Origin of the sequence: Paenibacillus sp. FSL H7-0357 (assembly GCF_000758525.1) — a bacterium.
In the GTDB taxonomy this organism is placed as follows: domain Bacteria; phylum Bacillota; class Bacilli; order Paenibacillales; family Paenibacillaceae; genus Paenibacillus_AQ.
In genome coordinates this window covers 4,136,324-4,160,193 of record NZ_CP009241.1, presented here as the reverse complement: position 1 = coordinate 4,160,193, position 23,870 = coordinate 4,136,324, and the positions used below count along the sequence as shown (strand labels likewise).

General features: G+C 46.1%; 12 protein-coding genes and 2 pseudogenes. 5 read left to right on the top strand and 9 right to left on the bottom strand.

The features are described from left to right. Window positions 1-37 precede the first annotated feature (37 nt). On the bottom strand, window positions 38-2,725 hold the full coding sequence (locus H70357_RS18055) for a glycosyl hydrolase (protein ID WP_038592340.1): 2,688 nt from the start codon (window positions 2,723-2,725) through the stop codon (window positions 38-40). Between the two features lie 308 nt (window positions 2,726-3,033). Here H70357_RS18055 and H70357_RS18050 point away from each other — a divergent pair, with 308 nt between their 5' ends. Continuing rightward, window positions 3,034-4,047, top strand: a complete 1,014-nt coding sequence (locus H70357_RS18050) for a helix-turn-helix domain-containing protein (protein ID WP_038592338.1) — start codon at window positions 3,034-3,036, stop codon at window positions 4,045-4,047. 306 nt (window positions 4,048-4,353) lie between these two features. Here H70357_RS18050 and H70357_RS18045 read toward each other — a convergent pair whose 3' ends face one another. Continuing rightward, complete coding sequence (locus H70357_RS18045) at window positions 4,354-5,328, bottom strand: LacI family DNA-binding transcriptional regulator (protein ID WP_038592335.1); 975 nt, start codon at window positions 5,326-5,328, stop codon at window positions 4,354-4,356. A 114-nt stretch (window positions 5,329-5,442) separates the two neighbouring features. Here H70357_RS18045 and H70357_RS18040 point away from each other — a divergent pair, with 114 nt between their 5' ends. Further along, window positions 5,443-6,879 (top strand): glycoside hydrolase family 1 protein, encoded by a 1,437-nt coding sequence (locus H70357_RS18040; RefSeq protein WP_038592332.1) that lies wholly within the window; start codon window positions 5,443-5,445, stop codon window positions 6,877-6,879. A 210-nt stretch (window positions 6,880-7,089) separates the two neighbouring features. Here the strand turns inward: H70357_RS18040 and H70357_RS18035 are convergent, their stop codons facing one another. Both H70357_RS18035 and H70357_RS36695 read right to left on the bottom strand, forming a co-directional pair. Further along, complete coding sequence (locus tag H70357_RS18035; RefSeq protein ID WP_038592329.1) at window positions 7,090-7,767, bottom strand: TetR/AcrR family transcriptional regulator; 678 nt, start codon at window positions 7,765-7,767, stop codon at window positions 7,090-7,092. A 206-nt stretch (window positions 7,768-7,973) separates the two neighbouring features. Next, a pseudogene (locus H70357_RS36695) lies at window positions 7,974-8,108 on the bottom strand (alcohol dehydrogenase); the annotation flags it as partial. Between the two features lie 420 nt (window positions 8,109-8,528). On the opposite strand from H70357_RS36695, the gene H70357_RS18030 reads away from it, so the two are divergent. Further along, on the top strand, window positions 8,529-9,380 hold the full coding sequence (locus H70357_RS18030) for an aldo/keto reductase (RefSeq protein WP_038592327.1): 852 nt from the start codon (window positions 8,529-8,531) through the stop codon (window positions 9,378-9,380). 98 nt (window positions 9,381-9,478) lie between these two features. Then, complete coding sequence (locus tag H70357_RS18025; protein WP_038592325.1) at window positions 9,479-10,411, top strand: AraC family transcriptional regulator; 933 nt, start codon at window positions 9,479-9,481, stop codon at window positions 10,409-10,411. Window positions 10,412-10,424: 13 nt separating this feature from the next. Here the strand turns inward: H70357_RS18025 and H70357_RS18020 are convergent, their stop codons facing one another. The 3 genes and pseudogenes from H70357_RS18020 to H70357_RS18010 all read right to left on the bottom strand — a co-directional run bounded on the left by H70357_RS18020 (window position 10,425) and on the right by H70357_RS18010 (window position 13,283). Further along, on the bottom strand, window positions 10,425-11,495 hold the full coding sequence (locus H70357_RS18020) for an SGNH/GDSL hydrolase family protein (RefSeq protein ID WP_052092099.1): 1,071 nt from the start codon (window positions 11,493-11,495) through the stop codon (window positions 10,425-10,427). Between the two features lie 159 nt (window positions 11,496-11,654). Continuing rightward, window positions 11,655-12,473 (bottom strand): annotated as a pseudogene (locus H70357_RS18015) (alpha/beta fold hydrolase). A 51-nt stretch (window positions 12,474-12,524) separates the two neighbouring features. Beyond that, window positions 12,525-13,283 (bottom strand): AIR synthase related protein, encoded by a 759-nt coding sequence (locus H70357_RS18010; protein WP_038592323.1) that lies wholly within the window; start codon window positions 13,281-13,283, stop codon window positions 12,525-12,527. Window positions 13,284-13,538: 255 nt separating this feature from the next. Between H70357_RS18010 and H70357_RS18005 the strand changes: the two genes are divergently transcribed. Beyond that, entirely contained in the window at window positions 13,539-14,291 is a 753-nt protein-coding gene (locus tag H70357_RS18005; RefSeq protein WP_038592321.1) for an EcsC family protein, read from the top strand. A gap of 32 nt (window positions 14,292-14,323) precedes the next feature. On the opposite strand, the gene ppsA is transcribed toward H70357_RS18005, so the two are convergent. Together ppsA and H70357_RS17995 are read right to left on the bottom strand one after the other, a co-directional pair. Continuing rightward, entirely contained in the window at window positions 14,324-16,939 is a 2,616-nt protein-coding gene (ppsA, locus tag H70357_RS18000; RefSeq protein WP_038592318.1) for a phosphoenolpyruvate synthase, read from the bottom strand. 309 nt (window positions 16,940-17,248) lie between these two features. Beyond that, the gene (locus tag H70357_RS17995; protein WP_038592315.1) at window positions 17,249-23,644 is read right to left on the bottom strand and encodes a rhamnogalacturonan lyase family protein; all 6,396 of its coding nucleotides are present in this window, start codon (window positions 23,642-23,644) and stop codon (window positions 17,249-17,251) included. Window positions 23,645-23,870 lie beyond the last annotated feature (226 nt).

Sequence of the window (23,870 nt, the reverse complement as noted above, 5' to 3'; positions counted from 1 at the left end):
GAGTTCTTATGAAATGAAGGGCATTCCATTTCTTAATCTAGTATTGTAAGAACACTCCGCCGACAATACCTGTTGGTTCCTGAATTAGAAACTGCGACAGATAATCCTGCTGTTCTTTCACTAGGGTATTCGTCACCTCAATGATTAACCGGTTGTCGCCTGCTTGAAGGCATCCGTTGACATCGTAAGTATAAGGTGGACAAATACGGGTTCCGAGATCCTGACCGTTCAACCAAACTTGCGCAACCTCATAAGGCTCATGGATGATTAGTCTTGCAGCATCAGGTATTTTTTGCATATCGAATGTCAATTCATAACGGACCGTACCTGAAAAAGAAGGCAGAACCCCCGGAAGAGCCAGTGACCGAAGATCGGTGGTCTCTCCATAGTCGGTGAAATTAGGATACTGCGCAGCAGTAGCAAGTGATATTTGCCACTCCCCTTTTATCGCTCTAATATTTGGCAACATGTCGTTCGCCTCCGCAAAAAGAACCGTTTCTGTTGCTATAGTTTCACTTTGGACAACGATCATAGATTGATATTTATCAAGTTTAAGATGAAATGAATGTTTTCCCTCCCGGGTATGAACCTTTAATGGAGATAGTTGATTCAAGAATGCATCATAGATGAACAACTGCTGAGTGTCTTCTATAGCAGGGATCTCAATTGTGGTGCTAATCGTTTGGGCGGGATCTTCATTGAAGAACATGTACGCTTCCCCATCTGGATGAATGTAATGATAGTATCTTAAATAGGGCTGATGTTCAGATACGGAGATATCATGCACGTCCTCCTGTTTCAGCCGAACAGAAAGCTGATTAAGGGCTACGATGTTCTCTCCATCAAGTCCCCCTAATTTCTGTAACTGATCCTTCCTTAACGCTTCACCTTCACTGGTGCGAACCGGAAGTCCGTCTACGAAATATATCTTTACGCCAGCTTCCGTAAATGTCTGCACTTGCATAAGCAACTGGGCCGGCAATGCTTCGGCGTAAGGAATAACTAATGCTTCAAACCGCTCGTCATGAATATAGAGCCTACTATCTTCAACGTGGGCATGGGCTACCAATTCAGCAGGGACGACATCGAAATCAATTTGATGTTGCATCAGTTCGCGCGCAGGCTTCTGGAAGAGCATGTAATCTCCGGACCATTCGGCTTCGCCATGATATAGAATGGCTACCGGGGCAATATGCCGGCCATCCGAGAGCAAGTGGCTGATCCGATTCATATAATGCGTCAATACACCCAGATAACGATACTGAGGGTCATTACCATTTGCATACATATGCGGTGGACAATCAGGATCCGGGTATTTCTTCAATGAAAAAGCATGTGGCACGAAATGGTTCACCCCGCGAACCAGCATGTGATCCGTAATCCATTTCATCAGCTTCAGTCCTTCCCCAAAGCCGTAAGCACCGTAAACTTCACACATGGTGCGTCCATGCTTTTTCGGGTCTAGATGACCGAGCGAAGCGCCCATTTTGGCCAAACCGTAATGAAAAAATTCTCCGTCCCAGCCAGTTGCTGTAATCGACTTGTAATAGCCGTCATCTAATCCGGGCAAAATCTGATGAAGCACTACATCGATACCGGACATATCCTGTCCCCACAAGCTACGGTAGAAGTGTCCAGCCCCGTATCCTAATCTGGCATGAGCGTTGTTATCTTCAATGACATGTCCAATATATTCCACATTATGACCCCGGCACCAATCTCCGAGACGTTTCGTAAAATGTTCAGCATACAAGGAGGTAATAAGGTCCATATAACGGTAACGCATACGATGTCCTTCTACCCCAGCATTTGCCCATAGTAAAGGGAGATGGCGAATGACTTCTTTCTCCCCAGTAAAATAAGAACTTAGCATTTCAGGCAGGTCATCTCGCCAAGGAAGGACCATATCAAACCGCCCGATCGAGGCAAGGGGCCCTTTTACATTGCCGAACCGCGGTTCATCCGAGAAAAATCCTGCCAGTGTGTCTCCAAAGTCGTCCTTATAGCGGGAGTAGTGAGCTTCATAAACTGTATCGATCAGTACCTGTGTTGCCTCCGGCACGATTGGATTAAGGTATCCTTCTGTCTCCTTCTCGCCACCAGACTTCGTTACAACTAGTGTATAAATGCGCCAACGTCCTTCCGGAATGTCCCAATACACCGTTCCTTCATGCAAATATTCTGTCAAGTCAATTAGCGATTCCGCATCTATTTCATCAGGTCCTGTCTTGCGCGCTGCAACAACGCCGATAATCCGATCTCTATCTACCATTTCCGGTTTTCCTGATGTAGAGTCTGTTGTCATATCCACTGCTAGTCCTCGATCACCGGGTCGAAGCAATGCATACTTCACCATGATCCCGCCTTGAATCTGGGGACCCACAAAATCCTGTTGATGTGCTTTGAGATACAACTTCTCATACTGTGGATAATCCGATTTGATCCGGCCTGCAGCATAGCCTGTAGGGAAATGCGCGTCGTCCAGAATCCATACTTTCATCCCCCTGCTGCGGGCTTCATCCATAATAATGTCAAGATCGTTCCACCAACGAGGACCAACAAAATCAGGGTGAGGCCGTGATTCTACGCATACCGCGCCGATACCGCTTTCATGAACTACCTGCATGTGCTCACGGAGTGTACCTTCTTCCTCGCCGTGTAGCCAAAAAAACGGAAGGATGTAGTTCCCTTCTCTGTTTTGTAATAGCTCAGAAATTTTCTTCATCCAAAACGCTTCCTTTCTATAAGTTGAATCTAAGGTGAACCTGCTCTTTAATATGACTAGGTTTGAGTATCATATCTTCTCATACAAGTTAATCGGATTTGATTCTAATCTAATTGTAATCAGACTCAAGAAAGGTACCAAACCAACACAATCAAAGAAAAAACAACGATAATAAAATTGAATTTCTTTATTTCAATCTAAATATAGCGCTTTCAAATTAAGTTTGTAATATCAAAAGCATTGTTATTGACTATCATTTTTTCAGATGTTATAGTTACCTCCAACATATACAGATGGAGGAATTCAGTTTGAATCATGACCAACTTGACAACTATCTGCATAGTTTGACCGAAAGGGAAAAGTTTTATGAACTGAATCCCTGCTTCCGTTCATCCGTTTATGAATTTATGCCCAAAACCGTGTTGGAAAACGGACAAGAGGTATTTGTCTTTGTCGATGTTATAGGTGAGAAGGACAACATTATGATATACAAACACACCCGCTTCGCTGAAGTTCCTCTTCATATTCACAGTGACATAGAACTTAACTTCGTATATTCCGGACAATGTACGCAAATTATCAATGACAAGCAGGTTACCCTGAAACAGGGAGAGGTTTGCATTCTTGATACTCGCGTTCCTCATGCCATTCTGGCAACGACATCACAGGATGTTATCGTGAATATTCTTATCCGCAAATCTTACTTCAGTTCTTCCTTTCTAAGCAAAATAGCGAACGGTGGTATTCTCTCCCACTTTTTGGCCAATGCGATCTCCGAACATCAAAATCATAATCGTTATATCATTTTCCACTCAGAAAACAATGCTAGCGTGCTTATCTTGATTAAGCAGTTGCTCTGCGAATTTTACGATCGCGCCATCGGCTCCTTTGAAATGATAAATTCTTATATGCAACTCATTTTCTACGAACTATTGCGCGTGTTCGAATACGATACGAACCGTCCAGAGGCGTTAACAAGCCCAAGAGTTAGCACTATCGACATTTTAAAATACATCGAGCAGCATTTTATGGAATGTACACTGACCTCAACGGCGGAACATTTTAACTTCAACCCCAATTATTTGTCCTCCTTGATTAAAAAAACAACAGGGCAAACATTTAAAAATCTCATTCAAAGTGAAAAATTTAACTACGCTTCGTTTCTATTAGCAAACACAAATCGTCCAATCTACGATATTGCAGAAACTACTGGATTTAATAACCTCACCTTTTTTTATAAAAAATTTAATAATCGCTTCAAGCTTACCCCGCAGCAATATCGAGAGCGCCACTCATTCGAGCGGACGCACGACGAACTATAAGAGCAAGCTAAAGGAGCGATTCGGGCAAAGCGTTTGAAGTAGGCGGACATCGCCGATATTGATGAGCTGGAAGGTTTTGTTTACAGATTACCTTGAATTCATATTCCATCTCCAAGGATATACAGCAGAGGGGATGACAACTGCGCTTGATCCGTACTGAACGGATAAATAAAAGCTAAGGGGAAGATTGCCGTTTAAACTTTTATGAAGCCACTGGAGCTAGGGTGATCACAAACCATGGTTTTACTTTTCTCACCTCCTCACATATTTCTGTCTCCAATGTAATTTTTCCTCAACAACATTTTCCTAGGTTGACGCCCGCACCACCAACCGGTACTCCAACTTGTCTGGTTGCGCGCCGCTGCCAGTGAGCTGCGACGCAAGCACTGTATATGCGTTGCGGGCCTGCTCCGCAATCGGGTTGTCGACGGTTGTCAGACCAAAGACGCGCGCTAGATCGATGTTATCGAATCCGACGATGGCCAGGCGACCGGGAACGTCGATGCTCCGCTTGCGCGCCTCCGTCAGCAGACCGACTGCTACGTAATCGTTCGGGCATAGTACAGCAGTCGGCGCATTAGGTCCGGAGGCGGATAGCAAATGCTCCAGCTCCGTTTCTCCCTTTCGAAGGGTATATATCTTCTCCCGATACCACTCTCTCAGTACAGGCATTCCGTATGTCTGCATCGTCCGTTCGTAAGCCTCACGCCTGCTGTGCGTATTTAAACTGTTCGGCCTGGCAAAAAGATTGGCGATTGCCCGGTGCCCCTTACCAATCAAATGCTCTAGTGCCAGCGTATAACCCACTGACTGATCCATTGCAATGGAAGGGATGCCGCCTTCCTCCATCCGCTGCCATGATACAATAGGGCCGTATTTGCAGTAAGCCTTCAGCTTGTGCGGATCGTTAACGCAAGTGACAATGACAATTGCATCCACTCTTTTGCTGCGCAAATCTTCAAATGCCTGTAGCTCCGTAGCTGCATCGCCCCGCGTCGGATAAATAATCGTCTGGTATCCGTCCTCCATCGCCCTATCCACAAAGCCGTTCACAAAAGGCATTATCATTTCATTCAGCGAAGCGACAACAAGGCCGATTTGCTTCGTCCGTCCCGTGGATAGCGAAATGGCGTTGCTGTTAGGCACATAATCGAGCTCGCGCATGATCCGTAAAATTTTGTTGCGCGCTTCAGGACTAACTTTAGGCGACTGGTTGATTACCCGGGAGACTGTAGCCCGGGAGTAACCGGTCATTTCCATGATTTTTTTAAATTTTGACATTGATTCCTCTCCTTTTAAATTGCGGTGCTTGACATGTAACGGGTTACACCAACTAGGCTGATAGTAGAAGTTGCTTTCTAGTGTATCACATAAAAGAAACGGAGAGATTTCAGTATGAAAAATCTAAGTCAAACTGGCCTGTCATTCCCTGAAGGATTCTTATGGGGCGGCGCCGTCGCCGCCAACCAGCTTGAAGGTGCCTATAATGAAGGAGGCAAAGGGCTATCCACTCAGGACGTCTCGCCTCAAGGTGCTATGGGAGCGATTACCGAAGAGCCTACAGAAGATAACATGAAGCTGATCGGCATCGACTTTTACCACCGTTACAAAGAAGATATTAAGTTGTTTGCAGAGATGGGTTTCAAAGTGTTCCGGACCTCCATCGCATGGTCGCGTATTTTCCCATATGGAGACGAAACAGAGCCAAATGAAGAGGGCTTACGCTTCTACGACTCTCTGTTTGACGAATGTTTGAAATATGGCATTGAGCCTCTGGTTACCCTCTCGCATTACGAAACACCGCTACATCTGTCCAAGCAGTACGACGGTTGGGTGAACCGGAAATTAGTGGATTTCTACGCTCAATATGCAAGCACGGTATTCAAACGCTATAAAGGCAAAGTCAAGTACTGGCTGACCTTCAACGAAATTAACTCGATTCTGGAAGTACCGTTTATGAGCGGAGGTATTTACACACCAAAAGAAAAGCTCAGTAAGCAGGATTTGTACCAGGCCATTCACCATGAATTGGTTGCGAGCGCGACCGCAGTTAAGCTCTGCCATGAAATCGATCCAAAGGCACAAATCGGCTGTATGGTGCTGAGCGTTCCTACTTATCCGCTGACACCGCATCCGGATGACATAATTGCTGTTATGAAATATAACCACAGCAACTATTTCTTCGGCGATGTACACGTCCGCGGACGCTACCCAGGCTACATGAAGCGTTACTTCCGCGAGCAGGGCATCAATATTCATATGGAACCGGGAGATGAAGAGCAGTTACTTCATACAGTCGATTTTGTGTCCTTCAGTTATTACATGAGTGTCTGCCAAACTGCCGATCCTGAGAAAAATATACATGGCGAAGGAAACATCATGGGCGGCGTGGCGAACCCCTATCTCCCTGCAAGCGAATGGGGCTGGCAAATTGACCCGCAGGGCCTGCGCTTCACACTGAATACATTTTATGAACGTTACCAGAAACCACTATTCATCGTGGAAAACGGGTTAGGTGCGGCAGACGAGCTTATCGTAAACGAAGCCGGTGAAAAAACAGTCGAAGACGACTATCGTATCCAATACTTAAACGATCACTTGTTTCAAGTTGCAGAAGCTGTTGCCGATGGTGTGGAAGTGATGGGTTATACGTCGTGGGGCTGCATAGATCTCGTCAGCGCTTCGAGCGCACAGTTGAAGAAACGGTACGGCTATATCTATGTTGATCGCCACGATGACGGTAGTGGAACGCTGGAACGCTACCGCAAGAAGTCATTCCACTGGTACAAAGACATCATTGCCAGCAACGGCGCCAAGCTATCGGTGAAATAAAATGTACCTTTTTAGGCCCGCTCTATAGATCCTACAAACGGAAAATTATAGTAATGAAATCAAAACCACCCGTCAAACGGGTGGTTTTGATTAACCTTTACTTTACTCAAACCCTTGCAATCTTCCACTGCGTCCGCGCTTCTCCGCCTGCCTTCCATAAAATTTTGTAATGCTTCGCCACTTCTTGTGTATACCTTGAACATACTAATACTATTGCTTGTTAGTACGAACTTCTATGTGGTTCTTCTGGTAACCATCCAGATAACAATTCATTGTCTTGAGCACATCATTCTTAAAATTACGTTTGAAACCCTCCAGTCCGTTCTTTTCAATAATATCGATGACCTCTGCGGGTAAGGTGGCAGATAATTTACAGCCGGTTATAATTGAGGCTTCGGCCTGGAGGATATCCATGATATCCTCTTGTGTTAACGCGTTATGAGCGCAAATTATAGACACAAGATCTGCCATTAACTGGTACAGATTTAGCTTCTGATTCAGCATCGTTTCTGCGTCAACATTTTTTTCAAATACTGCCGTGCGCATAGATTCCAGCAAGATATACAAGGGATTATGATCGACCAGTTCAGTAAGCTCAATTAAGACGAGACTCTTGAAGTCATCGAAATTCCGGATTTGCATTTCTTTCACCATTTCTGTCAGACGAGCAAGCCTTTTCTCGTATTCTCGGCACAACAGGCTGAAAAACAACGCCTCTTTGGTTTTAAAGTAAACAAACAAAATACCGTTTGACATACCCATCTGTTTAGCGATATCGGACATTTTAATTTTTCCGTATTCAGTTGAAATAAACATTTCTGCTGCTTTATCTAAGATGGCCTGAGCTTTTATAGCTTTAGCCTCCGGGGACATCGCGCGTTTTGCCATAACCTCATCACTCCATTTCGATCAATTTTAATCCCTTATTGATCTGGAGTCAAAAATAAAATAACCATTAGCTTTTTATTCTTGTATAAAGGCCATAACCTCATCAATTAACTCACTGCAAAAATCCTTGGATATTTTTTCAGCTCCATTGTTTCTGGAAAGCCTGTTTATTTGCATCGCAAAGATGGCATCACTTGTCAGAGTTACAACCCAGAGTGGCAAATCCCAGCGTACTTAATCTTAATGAGGACATCATGCGGTTGAAGTTCTCTCCGCTCTATAGTAGTCAGTTTGAACGGACCTTCCGGACTAAATGTAGCGCGTGCATTAACAGTTAACATTATAGTACCTCCTGTAATAATAATTATTTTAATGGTATCTAAGCTGGATAATGTTCCTTATCTGTAAATTGTTTAGTAGGAGCAACCGCAAAATTTCTTAGTGAAATAGCTACCACACTCAGTAGCAATGGGGCAGGTCCGTCCTATTTTAGAACCCGGCTTCTTGTTCACTGTATAAAAGGATTTCAAAGTGAGATTGACGCCGCAGGAAATGGCCAAACAAGTGGGGGCTTTATTAGAAAGAAGTTTATGACTCCCAACAATAAAAGCGAGCTATTAAATGAGATGAGTAAGAGGATTAGGCAATGATATGGCATGAATGATATAACGATTCCTTGATCATCTGGAGCATAATAAGTATGTAATGGATAAGCGTTACCGATTGAGAAACAATACTTCTAAACTTCTGGAGGATATTTTATGCAAAAAGTAATTTTGAACAATGGGGTAGAAATGCCAGTGCTCGGTTTCGGTGTGTATCAGATTGCTGATCAAAGTCAGTGTGAACAAAGCGTTTATGACGCTATCACAAGTGGTTACCGGTTGATTGATACCGCTGCCTCCTATCTGAATGAAGAAGCCGTTGGCAGAGCGCTCAAACGGAGCGGCATTGCAAGAGATGAGTTATTTATCACAACGAAGCTTTGGGTCCAGGATACTGGTTATGAGCGCACGAAGAAAGCGTTTGAGAATTCACTGAATAGATTGCAACTGGATTATTTGGATTTGTATTTGATTCATCAGCCGTTTGGTGATGTGTATGGCTCCTGGCGCGCGATGGAGGAATTGTACCGTGAAGGAAAGGTCCGTGCAATTGGCGTAAGTAACTTTCATATGGACCGCCTAATCGATCTAATTATTCATAATGAAGTCGTTCCTGCCGTAAATCAGGTTGAAACGCATCCTTTCAATCAGCAAATCGAAAGTGAAGAATTTATGAAGGAGAACAAGGTACAAATCGAGTCATGGGCGCCCTTTGCTGAAGGAAAGAATAACCTTTTCCAGAATGAGCTATTGGTATCCATCGCTGAAAAGTATAATAAATCTGTTGCTCAGGTCGTTTTACGCTGGTTAACCCAAAGAGAGGTTGTAGTCATTCCGAAATCGGTTCGCAAAGAAAGAATGGTCGAAAATTTCAGTATCTTTGACTTCCAATTAAGCGAAGAAGATATGAATGCGATTATGGCGTTAGACACGAAAGAGAGCTTGTTCTTCTCCCACCGCGATCCTGAAATGGTCAAATGGATTGGTAACCGTAAATTAGATATCTGACAATCTTAAGATACTAAAAACAAGAGCAGATTGCATAAATGCATCTGCTCTTGTTTCGTTTGGTTTATAATCGAGAAAAGAAAATTGGAGGAATCATCATGTCGGAGGAAATCCTAAATCAACAAAAAAAACTGGCAAAGCTCATCGAGCAATTTTCACCGAAAGATGGAGTGTTTGAGACAGCTATACCCAATCTGTCTATAATCCGATACTCCGGAGTATCTGAACCTGCATACAGGGTGTATAAACCTTCTTATTGCATTATTGCTCAAGGGTTAAAAGAGGTGCTCTTGGCTCAAGAACGATTTGAATACGGATCAGCAGATTATTTGATTGCTTCCATGAATTTGCCTGTAGTCGGCCAGATCATTAGAGCTTCCTCCGAAACACCTTATCTGAGCATTAAATTAGAATTTACACATGACCAGATTTTAGAGGTTATCAACGAGGCTAACGTTCGCACAGTGCCGAATGACAATGCAAAGCGTGCCCTGTTTGTAGGTCAGATGGAGCATTCCTTAATGGATGCGACGCTAAGACTCATTGAATTGCTGAACCGGCCAGAGGACATCCCGTACCTAGCTCCACTATTTACAAAGGAAATTCTTTATACCCTTCTGAAGGGGCCTTACGGTGTTACACTAGGTCAAATAGCAATGGAAGGCAGCAATACCTATCGAATCAGAGAAGTAATTGATCACATCACTACAAATTTCAATCAATCTATGCGTGTTGAAGAGCTTGCCGAAACGGCGAGTATGAGCCTCTCTTCTTTCCATCGTAACTTTAAGGAAGTGACAGGTATGAGTCCCATTCAATTTCAGAAGCAATTAAGATTACAGGAGGCGCGGCGAGTATTGCTCTCTGAATCTGCAGAAGCTGCTGAAGTTGCTTTCCGGGTCGGTTATGAGAGTTCTTCCCAATTCAGCCGTGAATATTCCCGTATGTTTGGTTCACCTCCGAGATCCGACGTTAAACAATTAAAGGAATTATACGACCCCGCTAAAAGTATCGTTTTCTTAGGGGACTAATGTTTTACATATTTCACCACTTCATAAGTTCTTTGATTTGAGCAGTCAGTTTATTCGCCGCTTTACTGTGAGTAGCTTGAGACGGGTGGAAGTCGGCGGCGTAGCCGTCAGCTGCCAGCTGCTCGTCAAACTTCATTGTGGTAATATTGCTGTCGGCTGTTTCCCGGCTATACCCGCTAACAGCTTGTTCGACATAAGGATACAGTCTATCCCCCATAATCCCCAGCGTACACAGAATTGAGGCATGAGGATTGTTGCGTCTGACCATTTTTAGAAATTCAATATACTTCCGGGCATATTCTGCTTGCTTACTGGCTTCCTCTTTGGTATAGGAATCATCGTTCGTTCCGAGGTTAATGATAATCAGATCAGGCACAAACTTATTGAAATCCCAGTATACTTCTTGGGGCAACAGTGTACCCTCAAATCCCCCCTCAGACTTGCCCACTTTTTCATAGTAATCCGGGATAAGATGAGTGGTAAGCTTTTGATCGTTTTCCGTATAGCCTGTGATGATGCCGTATCCGCTGTATGAAACCATGCTATAGTCAGCCTTAAGCTGCTGAGCAGTCAGGTAGGCATAGGTTTTTGTGACATCTTCCGTAGCCGTGGAAAAAGAATGCAGCTCGTATTCATCATCAACTCCATAGCCGCAGGTAATGGAATCGCCGATGAATTCAATTGTATGTAATTTTGGCGGGGTTGGCTTAATGCCATCCGCAGCATCGACAGCGATCTCTTGAATCCCAACTGTTGACATCGCAGCCTCTGATAGTTTAATAACCGTTACCGTTATATCCTGCACAGTATCGCTTTCAAATACAGTATACGTTTTAATCGGTGTGTCCAGTTGATCGTCAATTACCCGTTTCCCGTTTACGCTGATGCCAATTCGAGCCAAGTTATTACCGGTTGAGGCGACAGCATCACCTTTTAAAGTAATCTCCGCTTTTCTGCCATGGAATGAAAATTCCACACCGCCGCCTGAGAGAGCCAGCCACAGCACTTCGTTATAGTAGTGGGTCCGCCCGATGATCTTCACATGAGGCTCTGTTGCTTTAAACACTTGAGTTGTTGATGACATAATGTACCTTCCTTCCCAGCTTGTATATCAGTAACAGTAACAAAGGTGCTTTCTATTTTCAATAAGTCGCTCTAATTTAGATGGGGAGTAACCGCAGGGGAAAGGATATTTGTTTCTTCCATTGACAAGCTAATGTTAGTTCAACGGATTAATACACAACTAAAATCCAAACTCTGTTACTCTTTCAAGCCATTCACGCATAAGCGACTCAAATAATAGAGCCTGTTCAATCTGAAGATTATGGCCTGCTCGGTCTAGGACGGCAAAGGTTGCTCTAGGATAATTGTCTAAAATACTAAAAGCATCTTTGTAACCAACGACTGCATCTTGTCGCCCAAGAGTAAATACTGTTGGTTTATCGAAAACTAATTCATTGATATTGGTGGAAAATCCATAGTTTCTTTGAATCTTGCTAAGAAAATCGTAGTCAGCGATCTTACAACCTGCCACTATCTCTTCCTAATACCTTTTCCAATTATATTCATTGAGAACGACTTGATTGGCGCTAAAATCACTTATTTGCTCTTCACTTAAGGTGTCCATAAACTCGCGATCAGAATGAACAACAAAATGCTCGGGAAGTATTCTTCTTTTGTGTTCAGGAATAATTAATGGACAAATCAGTGCAGCTCCACCAATACGATCTTTATGGCTATTAATTATTCCTCTTGTAATATATCCACCGTATGATTCGCCTGCTATGAGATAATCTTGGTTTGGGACAAGAGTTTCAATAAAATTTATAACTGCTTCCAGCATATCATCTGAATTACATATTTGATCGTAATCCTTTGTTTGTCCCATTCCAGGCAGGTCAAGATAGATACGACGCCAACCGGGGATGTCTTCAAATATCGGTTCCATACACCCACTCATTAACCGATGGTCTGGTGTAAAACCATGGATCATTATAATCGGTTTACCTGTACCAATTTCCTCGTAATATATATTGGCATTCTTGACTTTACAATATGGCATACAGACTCCTCCAATTGGGCTATTTATAAAGTGCTTGTCCTAAAGAAAAATCTACATTGCTTTATCGAGCAAACGACCGATAATATCCATCTCGCCGCCAATTTCGGATTGGAGGTGTTCAAGTTTTTCCTCTGCCGCTGAAAAAATCACCGCCGTCGACGGGCCTCCTGAGGCATTCAGCTTTTCTGTGATCCCTGGAACTGCCTGAAAAATGCAGCCGTTCAGCTCTGCCAGAAGTCCTGCTTCATACCCGGCCCCCTTAGAGCCGACCGGATGAATCTCATGCACCTCAGGCGAGGCTACAAGTGACTGCAGCTGCCGGATACTGCATACTCTTGCCTCTTGTTCCAATACTGCGCTCCCGATCAGCGGTTCTCCCAGCATAACCACACAGTCTCCGGCAACCGACCTCATCAGCTTCAGCCGTTCCTCATCGGTTTCCCCGATTACGGTAATCCCTACGCCGGTCTGGCACGATTTGAAATTTTCTTCTGTGCTACCGTTCAAATGAGCCTCCGTGAGTCCAGCTTCGTCCAGCAGCCTTTGTACCCCGCGGATAATTTCGCTCCCTGTCGGATACTTTTCCACAGCTAGGGTATCCACTACTGTAAGAATATCCGCGCCCACGGACAGAACTTCCATAACCGCAACTCTGGCTGTATAATAGCCGACTATATCCGGCGGAGTCTGCAGAGCATCCATTGGCTTGTTCCCGATACTTGCGCTGGAGTCACAGCCTATGACCAATAAGCGGCTTCCCGCTCTTCGCACTAAAGTTAAATCTCGAATTCTTTGTATTGATGGTTTCATTTATTGTAATCCCCCTGACAACTTTGTAAGCATTGAAGTTCGGATTTTTCAACCCTGCTGTATTTGTGATTATGAAAATGTTCGATACTATGGCCAAAGAAACCTTTAATGGCTTTTGAGTTGAAACAGTTCCTTCTTATCTATCCTGTATGTGATGCTGGACTTTAGTCGAGGTCCGCTACCTACCGCGGTCTGTTCCTAATTACGGAGATATTCGTTACAATATGGCTATGTCTTTTGGAGGAGCGATTGATCATGAATTACGAGCATAAAGTACAAAGGGAAGTTGCCAACTGGGAACAAAAAATGTTCAAACCCCCGGGATGGCTGGAAAAAACATCGAAAACAATCGGCAATCGAATAAATCATTTAATTCCCCCGAAGGTGCATAACATCATTACGACCACCATACGATCAATCGTGCGTACGGCATTGTTCGGTGCGGAATATACGCCTCGCCGTCCGGTGCAGAGCACTCTGGGTCTGGAGTCTGCCGATAAGGAAGCGAAAGAATTGTTTGCCTTATACCAAAAAATAGCAGTTGCAGAAGGCGCTGGAACGGGAGCTGGCGGCATTATGCTTAGTATGGTAGACTTTCCAGCTTTAATTGCGATCAAAATGAAATTTTTGTTCGAGCTAGCGCATGTTTATGGTTATGACACCAAGCACTTCTCCGAGCGGGTATTCATTCTCAAGGTATTTCAAATGACCTTTTCGGGGCCGGAAAACCGCGCCAGGTTGCTCTATTCCATCACGCATTGGCATATTGAAAAGGAACAGTGGGTCTCCGACGCCGAATACTCCCGGAATATGGACTGGGAGACATTTCAGATCGAGTATCGTGACGCCATTGACTTCCGGAAAATGCTGCAGATGGTGCCTGGAATCGGTGCTGTCGCAGGCGCATGGGCGAATTACACCATTCTTGAGGAGCTGCGCGAATTCGCCATGAACGCTTACCGCCTGCGCAGATTGCACGATGATTTCGATTTCGAGGTTCTGGGTTGATCCTCTCTCTGTCGCCATATACATCCAAGCCATTACAATATTTCGATATACCCTTCTGTTCCATGCACGCGAATTTGTTGCCCATCTTTTATCAGTTTGGTAGCCTTCTCCACTCCGACAACTGCCGGCAAGCCATATTCACGTGCAATAACTGCTCCATGGGTCATCAGTCCACCTACTTCAGTAACTAGACCTTTTATGGATACAAATAATGGTGTCCAGCTAGGGTCAGTAAATGAGGTGACTAATATATCTCCATCTTCCAGATCAGCTTCTTCCATGTTTAAGATGACACGTGCCCGCCCCTCTATAACTCCGGAAGAAACAGCTAGACCTACAATAGCTTCGGCTGGCAGATTTTCTCGTTTGTACTCACCCGAAATGATTTCCCCGTCCGACGTGATCACACGTGGTGGAGTTAGTTTTTCATAAAATTTGTATTCGTCTTTTCGTTTGCTGATGATCTGGTATTCCAGTTTGTTTGTGCGTACGACTTCGCGAAGTTCTTCAAAAGTGAGATAGAATATATCTTCCTTTTCATGAATGACGCCCGCTTGTACGAGTTGTCCCGCTTCTTTCAGTAAAGCCTGCTTATAACCAAAGTAGCGGTTAACCATTCCATATTTTGGATATTCCCGGTATCCGATGAAATTACGGATCAGGTCGATCATTCGTTTGGTTTCGTTGGCTTTTTGTTCACCATCCGGTAATTGCTTCAATCGCTCTAATAACTCTTGTTCTTTAGCCATAGCTTCCTGTCGCCCTTGCTCAAATTTTCGATGGCTGGCATTAGGCTCAAAGTTTTTGATATTACCAAGAATCATGGGGACAAGTGTAATTGGTTTTTCACTCCAACGAGTTCTTGAAATATCGATTTCACCGGCACATCGCATTCCGTATTTGCCCAGATAAGTATAGATAGCGTTTTGAGTTTCCTGTCCACCATCAAACTTAACCAGTTCATCCAAAAAATTATCATCTGTTATATCTTGTAAATAATCAATGACTTCCGGATAAGGACGAATCACATCTGCGACATCCAATAGCGCTAGACCCATTTCTGAAGTAATGTTGTTTGGTACAGATTGAGAAAGCGTATCTGCTGCGTTTTTTTCACCTAACCACTCGTACATTTTTTCATTGATCCATGCTGAAGCATCCATAGCAGTCATAAACACCGCCGTACTTTGTGGGTCAAATAAGATCTTCTTTAATTGCGGGATATCTTCCAGGATAAAATCAAACAAATCCGATCCTGATTTCGTTCGGATGTTTTGTTTCAACTCTTCTATCGATGTTTGATTACGCTTAATCAAATCTGAAACGATGGTCGGGTCGTTTTCGATTGGTGCTTGAAACCCCGCAGACGACATACCTTTATTGCTTTTACCAATACTCTGTTCTTTTTTATCATTTGGTAACGATTTTATAAAATCTCCTCGCTCTACTATGGTCATAACTGCGTCTTTTATGAGCGGATCGTGTTGTCCCATGGCATTTAATAAATTTTCTCTGCTATCAGGTGAAGCCAGATTAGGTGTGATATCAACAAACAGCCTTCCACCGGCTTTTCGCATAGGTGCAGGAGTAATTAACAGATGAAAAGACAGTCCCAATGGTTTCATGGGATCAGTCATCATTTGTTGATGGCCGACAGATACGTAAACGTGATTCTCTTGATCATTTGCTTCAGGAATCGGGAATAAAGTAGTGATTGGCCGGCTCTGGACGATATAAAAGGTATCATGGTCCAGACACCATTCGATGTCTTGTGGACAGCCAAAATAAGCTTCGATTTGTCTTCCGATCCGTGCCAGCTGTAAAATTTGTTGTTCAGTAAGTGTTTGAGCCTTTTGCTGATCGGGATCGAGCTGCCGGGTTTCAGTGCCGCCTTCTGGTAGTCCATAGATAGCCAATTGTTTGGTTGATATGATCTTATCGACGATTTCCTCTTCCTGTACTTTATAACAATCGGGAGAGACCAGACCAGAAACCAGTGCTTCTCCGAGTCCAAAACTGGCATCGATGGATAGCAGCTTCCTGTTATTGCTAATCGGATCAGCGGTGAACAATATCCCTGAAGCCTGCGGGAATACCATCTTTTGAACGATCACTGATAAATAAACTTGACTGTGATCAAATCCATTCTGCATACGGTAGATTACCGCGCGTTCAGTAAACAGCGAAGCCCAACATTTGCTGATATGCTGCAGGATGGCTTTTTTGCCGATGACATTTAAATAGGTGTCTTGTTGACCCGCAAAAGAGGCATGCGGCAAATCTTCGGCAGTCGCACTAGAACGCACTGCATAGCCATGCTCATCACCAAGCTGGGAGAGATATTGAGTTACTGCTTTCACAACATCGGAAGGAATTTCTGCTTCCATAATGAGTTGTCGAATCTTCCGGCTGATTTCACCAATTTGATCCCGATCTTCTACTTTTAGCATAGTTAACCGATTGAGCAAAGCAGAATACGTTTCGTTTTGTGCGATGGTTTTTTGATATCCCGCTGTTGTAACACAAAATCCTTCGGGTACTTTTATTCCTTCTATTTTTGATAATTCCCCTAAATGGAGCCCTTTTCCGCCAACGAGCAAAAGCTGCATATTGTCCACTTCCTGAAATCCGAGAACCAAAGAACTCATTTAACATCTCTCCTTACCATTAAATTGAGAAAAAAACATTTGACAAGAGTTCAGTGGCATGGTAAATTTAAATTGTAAGATGAAACATTTATGTCTATACATATTATAAAAGACGCAGACTGATTATATCATCGTGTCTGTTTATATGCAATATAGAAGAACCTGATAAATTACTCAGGTTCTTTTTTGATTTCCCTCTTCCCTTAGTATCATCATTAAGTGATCACTTTTTCACTTATAACAACACAAAAAACGGCTGCCGATCATTTAGCAGCCGTTTTTTGTGTGCATTTGTCGAGCCTGATCCAGTTACTTTTGGACCGTTACGATCATCTTTGCCGTTCTGGTCTCACCCGCCGGGTTGCGTAACACAGCCTCGTATTCATAGGTTCCCGGAACCTTTCCGGAGAGTGCTGTTACTGCCGATTGGGCGCCGGGCGTATGAGCCTGCAGAGGTTGCGTGTCTACCAGAACTCCATTCTCATAGAGCTCATATTCGGTAGCATTTGTCCCCCACCACAGATTCATACTGACGCTAAAACTACCGTCTCCATCCCAGTTGTCGTTCGATAATACCGCTTGGCCCGGGGAAGCATCGGTGACGGTCACAGTCAGCGGCGAACCTTTCGTCGTACCCAGTGAATTGATCAGTTCACCGGTATAGACATACGTACCGTTCTGCTTGCCGGTAATATCAATCTGCACGGACTGGGCGGATGGAGAATGGTCAGCCAGAGGCACTTCTTTGATGAGCTTGCCATCCTCGTACAGCTTGAAAAGAGTCCCGTTGTTGCCCCACCAGAGATTCATCGTAATAGTGTAATCTCCGTCTCTCAGACCCGTATCGTGTCCGTTATTATCGGACAACACTGGAGTGCCTGGAGCACTGCTCGCCAGCGGCGTCACCTGGCTGAGCCATGCGGCCCACTTACGCAGCGCGTCTGCCTGTTCAGCCGTAAATACCGTATCTCTGCTGGCATCAACCTCATTGGCGTATGCCGCGAGCAGCTGGCGCGCCATCGCACCATCACGCGCATTCGCCGATTGTTCAGCCTGCTGCAGCTTACCGGCAAGCTGTTCAGCAACCGCTCCTGCACCCGGGTCTTCCGATTCGGCTGCAAAGGTGCGTGTCAGCTCTGCCAGGCTTACGAAGGTAGCAGTAACTCCGAAGCTGAAGTCAACGCTGCTCTCCCGGCCCGCACGGTCATAGACCGCTGCAGTTACTGAATTCAAGCCTGGCTCCAGCGTATAAGCCGGGGCATTCAACATTACGCCATTCGGCTCGGCCACGCCGGAGGCCGTATCGGCGGCCGTGTAAGTGATGTCTATGTGTTGATCAATAGTGTATTCCGTTTGACCCTGAATCGCGATGGCCGGAGGTGCGAGATCAATCGGCACTGAAAGCGACTGTTTGGTCTCCTTGTTGCCGTCCAGATCAACGCTCCAGTAAGTCACAGTGTGATTGCCCTCATCGCTCAGAATTAGATGCGTGCCGCTCTCAATTTCGCCGCCATCGACTTGGTAATAGGTCGTGTCAACTCCCGGGTCTTCATCCGTCGCGGTAAAAGTTACTTTTACCGCTGAAGTATACCACCCGTTCTGCGACTCTCCTTCTACTACCGCGGTCGTATGCGGTGCTGTCGTATCCGATGGTTCCTCTTCCAGTGTGACAAGGTCGGACAGTGGAATATCCAGCTCTTGTACAAGCCGTGCCACCATCTCGGATACCTTGACCGCACCGTTCATCTGAAGATGGGTATTGTCCTCAGTTGTACCTACCCACATGAAAATAGATTTGGTGCCCTCAGGACCAAGCTCCTGGAAATATTTCCAGCTGGCCTGATTCAGATCGATCAGTAAAGCACCGGTTTCTTGCGCCGTCTCTTTCATTGCCTGCACATATTCCGGGAAGCTCTTGTTCAATACTTCTCCGGTAAAATCGCGTCGGTTGACCGGCGTAACCAGAACCGGAATTCCGCCTCTCTGTACAGTGCCGTTAATGTAATCTTTCAGATACACCTTGAACTGCTCAGGTGTAAGGTAACGCTCAGGGCGGGATGGTGTGGAATCATTATGGGACCACTGCATGAACAGATAATCCCCTTCGTGAATGCCCAGCAGAATGTTGTTGAGATATCCGCCTACGAGGAAGGTTTTACTGCTTAGGCCGCTTACAGCCCGGTTATCGATACTGATCTGATCCAGATCGAAGTACCCTTTAAGCGTTTCGCCCCATCCGGCCTGCGGACGATAGCTTTCCGCATAATTGGCCACCGTGGAATCACTTGCCAGATAAATAACCGGCTGATCGCCCGCACCGTTGCCCGGCAGACGTTCAATCTTCAGCGCGTTGATCTTTGGTGTGCTGCCTGAGAACTCAAAGTTAAAGACGCCGTCAATCAGGGCGATGTCATATGAAATTTCCTTGAATTCACCCTTCGGTACAGTTGTAACCGGCAATTTTGGCATTTGTTCTACAATAACCCCTGCGTTGGTGGATTCTTGCGAATCGCCAATAGTCATTGTTACCCGGTAATTGGCCGGTTCCATTTCTACCAGGAAAGAGGTGCCGTTCACGCGGGTGAAATCCTCCTTCAGGTCATCCCCGGTTTCCCGGTTCTCGTCCTGGACTAGCGCGGTATTGGCAAAGCCATAACCGTTTCCTTCCAGGTAAGCTCTTTTGGCGTCTACCTTTGTGTATCCTTCAGCAGCGTTTCCAGAGCCAAAATCAAACTTGTACTCGCTTATCTCGCCTACCGGTTCGCTTGTTAACGAATCCCTCGCGACCGTCAGCATGTTCAATACATGGTCGACCTGGGCCTGCGTCGCTTCCGTACCGATGATCGCTTCCACAGCCGCCAAAGCTTTATTCAGCACCGCTTTGGATGCTTCTGTATAGGCTGACAGATCCAATGCTTTCACCTTGTCATGAAGCGCAATCAATGCCTTCTGATCGCCGGCAACCGGCGGCAGCTTCGTCCCTTCAATCTTCACGTTATCGATCTGAGTGGTCCAGTTCAGTGTGCCTCCCCCGCCCTTTCTCGTTCCCAGGAAGCGGAGTGCCCTTGCGTTATTGGCGTAGACACCGGGATTCATCGGAATATCCTCGATCGTCTGCGTGACACTGGGGTCCGCCAGGCTAGTCAACGTCAAATCTATCATCTTCTTAGCAAAATTAATTTTGACATCCACATTGACCCACTGGTTTTTCAGGATGTTCGTGGCTGTGCCGCCTTCCGGAACAGCTGAGATGCCGGTACCATAGTCTGCTGTATATGGGCCTGCAAAATAATGGATTTTCGTGTCTGGACTTGTGGAGCCGGTCTTTGTTAACAGAGTAAAAATAATATTCTCGTTCGCATCCTGGAGCGACAAATGTCCTTCCGACGGGGATGCGCCCACATTGCCGGAATGCCAGTCAAAATTGACATTGACGATGTCGCCATTCACTGCATCGAACAGGCGGAACACTTTCGCCCGGTGTCCGGATCCTGAACCGCTAAGGGACAGCACCTTGTTCCCGTTCTGCTCTGCAACCGTTCCCGTCATCTGCCCGCCGATACCTGTGGCATTGACCAGCGCATATTCGGAGGCGGCGGGATCGCCCTCAAAGTTTTCCTCATAGACCTGGATCTCCGGTTCCGGCTCGGGTTCCAAAATGTCCGGGTCAATGACATACGGCGAAATGCTTAAATCCATGTCTTTCACTGCTCCCGCAACTAATGCGGCAATGACCTGCGCACCGTAGCTGCTGAAATGTGTATTATCGCCCACGCCGTTCGGATACTTCGGATATTCGCCCGGATTGGCGTACAGGAAGATTTTCTCCGTAGCACTCAGGCCGATCTTATCGTAATACGTAACGCTTAACTGGCTCAAATCAACCAGCGGCGCGCCCAGCTCTTCCGCTACTTCTTTGGCAGCGTTCACGTATTCCGGGAAGCTTACGTTAAATTCTTGAGTAACTGTATTAAAATCTCTGCGCCCTACCGGAGTAAGCAGCACCGGTGTTGCACCGCGCTGTCTGGCGCCGTTCACATAACGGGCCAAATATGTTTTGTAATCCGCCGGAGATGCATACCGGTCCGGAATGCCTGCGCTGGCGTCGTTATGGCCGAAGGAAATAAAGAAGAAATCTCCCGGCTTGATCCGCTCTAATATCGTATCCAGACGGCCGTCAACCATAAACGATTTGCTGCTTCTGCCGCCGATCGCATCATTCTGGACCACTACGCCATTTGCAAAATAGCGTCCGAATTGCTGACCCCAGCCTTCCTGCGGAGCCTGCATGCTACTATAAGATTGCATCGTTGAATCGCCGGCCAAATAGATCGTCGTCGCGGCTCCCGGTGATTGCTCCGGGTATTTCTCGATGATGATTTCCTGCACGTCAATGGCCGTGCCGGAGAAGATGAACTCCAGCTGGCCGTCTACCAGCGCAACGTCATAAGAATAGATCCGGGGTTCTCCCGCATTCACGCTGGTCACGGCCAGCTTCTGAACGAATTCGGATTTGACGCCTACGTTCGAATCGCGTGCATCATCGCCCAGTTTGAGCGTTACCTTGTAATTGGCATTGGGCAGGTCTACGGCGAATTTGGCGTTTTCCGGCAGAGAAACATGGTTTGCATCCACCGTAATTCCGCTTGTCTTCTCGAATCCGTAACCCGTTGCTTGTGCATAGAGTGTATCCTGCACGGCGGTTGTGCCAGCCGCAGGGTCTGTACCGAAATCAAAGTGATAGATCTGCTCCGGCACTTCTTTTCCGCCGGTAAGAGCCAAATTCGCTTTAGGGAATTCCATCGCTTCCGCCCCGAGATAAAATCCCGTGTGAGGCGGCTGGTTGTAACTTACATTCTGCCAGGCTACACCCAGCCGGTATACCGGATCTTGCATCAGCGCGGGAATCCGGTAGCCCGTCGGGATTGTCGTCGTATAAAGTCTGTATTCCGTGCTGTCTTCACTGCGCAGCAGAAGCTCCTCACGCCAATCGCCCAATATATCCGCCTGAAGCGCCGGATTTCCTTTGGTGTGGTTATTGGTCAAGCTCCCTGCTGCCCGGAAGATTTCCTTCAGCTGTTTATTCCCGTAATCCCACTTGTAAATGAGCGGAATACCTTTCGCTGTACTGTTGTTCCATTCGTGGTCGAACAGCTCCCGCTGGAGATCGCCATCCCACCAGATCGCAAAGTTTGCACTTCGCGGCACTTCATTCTGTTCATAAATGACTTCTCCGTTCGCCGCATATCCGCGGGATAAGGGATCCATCTGTCCGTTGACAATCGTGGATGCCCAGGATTCGTAACCAGGATAATTTGGATCAATATCCGCCGACATTCCGCGGCCGGTATCTTTCCCTGTATACTGGCCCCAGATAATTTCTCCTGTAGCGGCATCGCGCATCTCCAGCCCGTATTCGGCATTCGTATGTTCATGCACGCTGACGATCTGGTAGCCGTCCCGGTTCGGATCGAGCTTGCCGGCATGCATCGCGTCGCCATGGCCGAGTCCGGTGCTGTACAGCAAGCTTCCATCGTCGTCAATCGCAAGCGCGCCGTACATGATTTCATCTTTGCCGTCAGCGTCGGCATCCAGCACACTTAAATTGTGGTTGCCTTGTCCCTGATATTGAGCCCCGGCCTCGTTGGTGTCAAAGGTCCAACGCTGCACCAATTTGCCGCCATCATAGTCATAAGCCGCGAGCACGGTGCGCGTATAGTAGCCGCGGGCCATGACTACGCTTGGCTTCACGCCGTCCAAGTAGGCAATACCGGCCAGGAACCGGTCTACACGGTTGCCGTATCCGTCGCCCCATGCGCTTACATCGCCTCTTGGAGGCTGATATTCTACGGTGGACACGGCTGCTCCGGTCTGTCCGTCGAACAGCGTAAGATATTCCGGGCCCGTCAGGATATACCCGCCGTCGTTACGGTAATCCTTCGTTCCGTCTCCGATCACGGTGCCTTGACCGTCCTTCGTTCCGTCCGCTGTTTTGACGACGACCTCGGCTTTGCCGTTGCCGTCCAGATCATACACCATCAGTTGGGTATAATGAGCTCCGGCACGGATATTGACACCCAGGTCGATCCGCCAGAGCTTGGTGCCATCAAGTTTAACGGCATCAATATAGACATTGCCGGTATAGCCTGCCTGGGAATTGTCCTTCGAGTTGCTTGGACTCCACAGGAAAACGATTTCAAATTCGCCGTCGCCATCCAAATCCGCCACGGAAGCATCACCGGCATAATAGGAATACGTGCCCCCGTCTTTGGTTCGGCCGTCGGCCGGTTTATCCAGCGGAATGGGTAAATAATCATTATGCCACACCGATACCGTCTCCGGCTGCATTTCTTCCTTGCCGGCAATGACGGCGGAAATCTGATACTGTGAGCTGTCTGCGCCTGTTGTGTCCACATAATTCGTGGCATCGCTGATGGGCGCCGTATTGACTTTATATCCGTTTTTATACACATTGAAAGCGATTGCATTTGGATCCGTATTTAAATACCGCCAGCTCAAGAACACGCCGTTGTCGGCCAGAACCGCAACCAGACCGCGGTCAAGATACTCCGCCTGACGGGCGGTCTGGTTGCCCGCTGACTCTGCATATCCCGGAGATGGGGGGATCGCAAGCGAAATTACCATTAGAAATGACATAAAGAATGCAAGCACCGGTTTCTTGATGGAAATAGCTTTTATACTCATGTACTTAACTCCTCCTATTTATCTAAAATTCATTTTAGAAATCAGGGGAAAATCCGAACATGAAACCGCCATAACAGCGAATCTTCAATCTTCTTCATATCTTCAAAATGTTCTCTTTGCTCAGTCTTGTGATGATCCCCCCTTTCTTGACCGTATCTGATTTGTGCAACTTTGACTTCATTCTGACACTTCATCTCCGGTCATGCCTTTCATATTGAGCGGATCA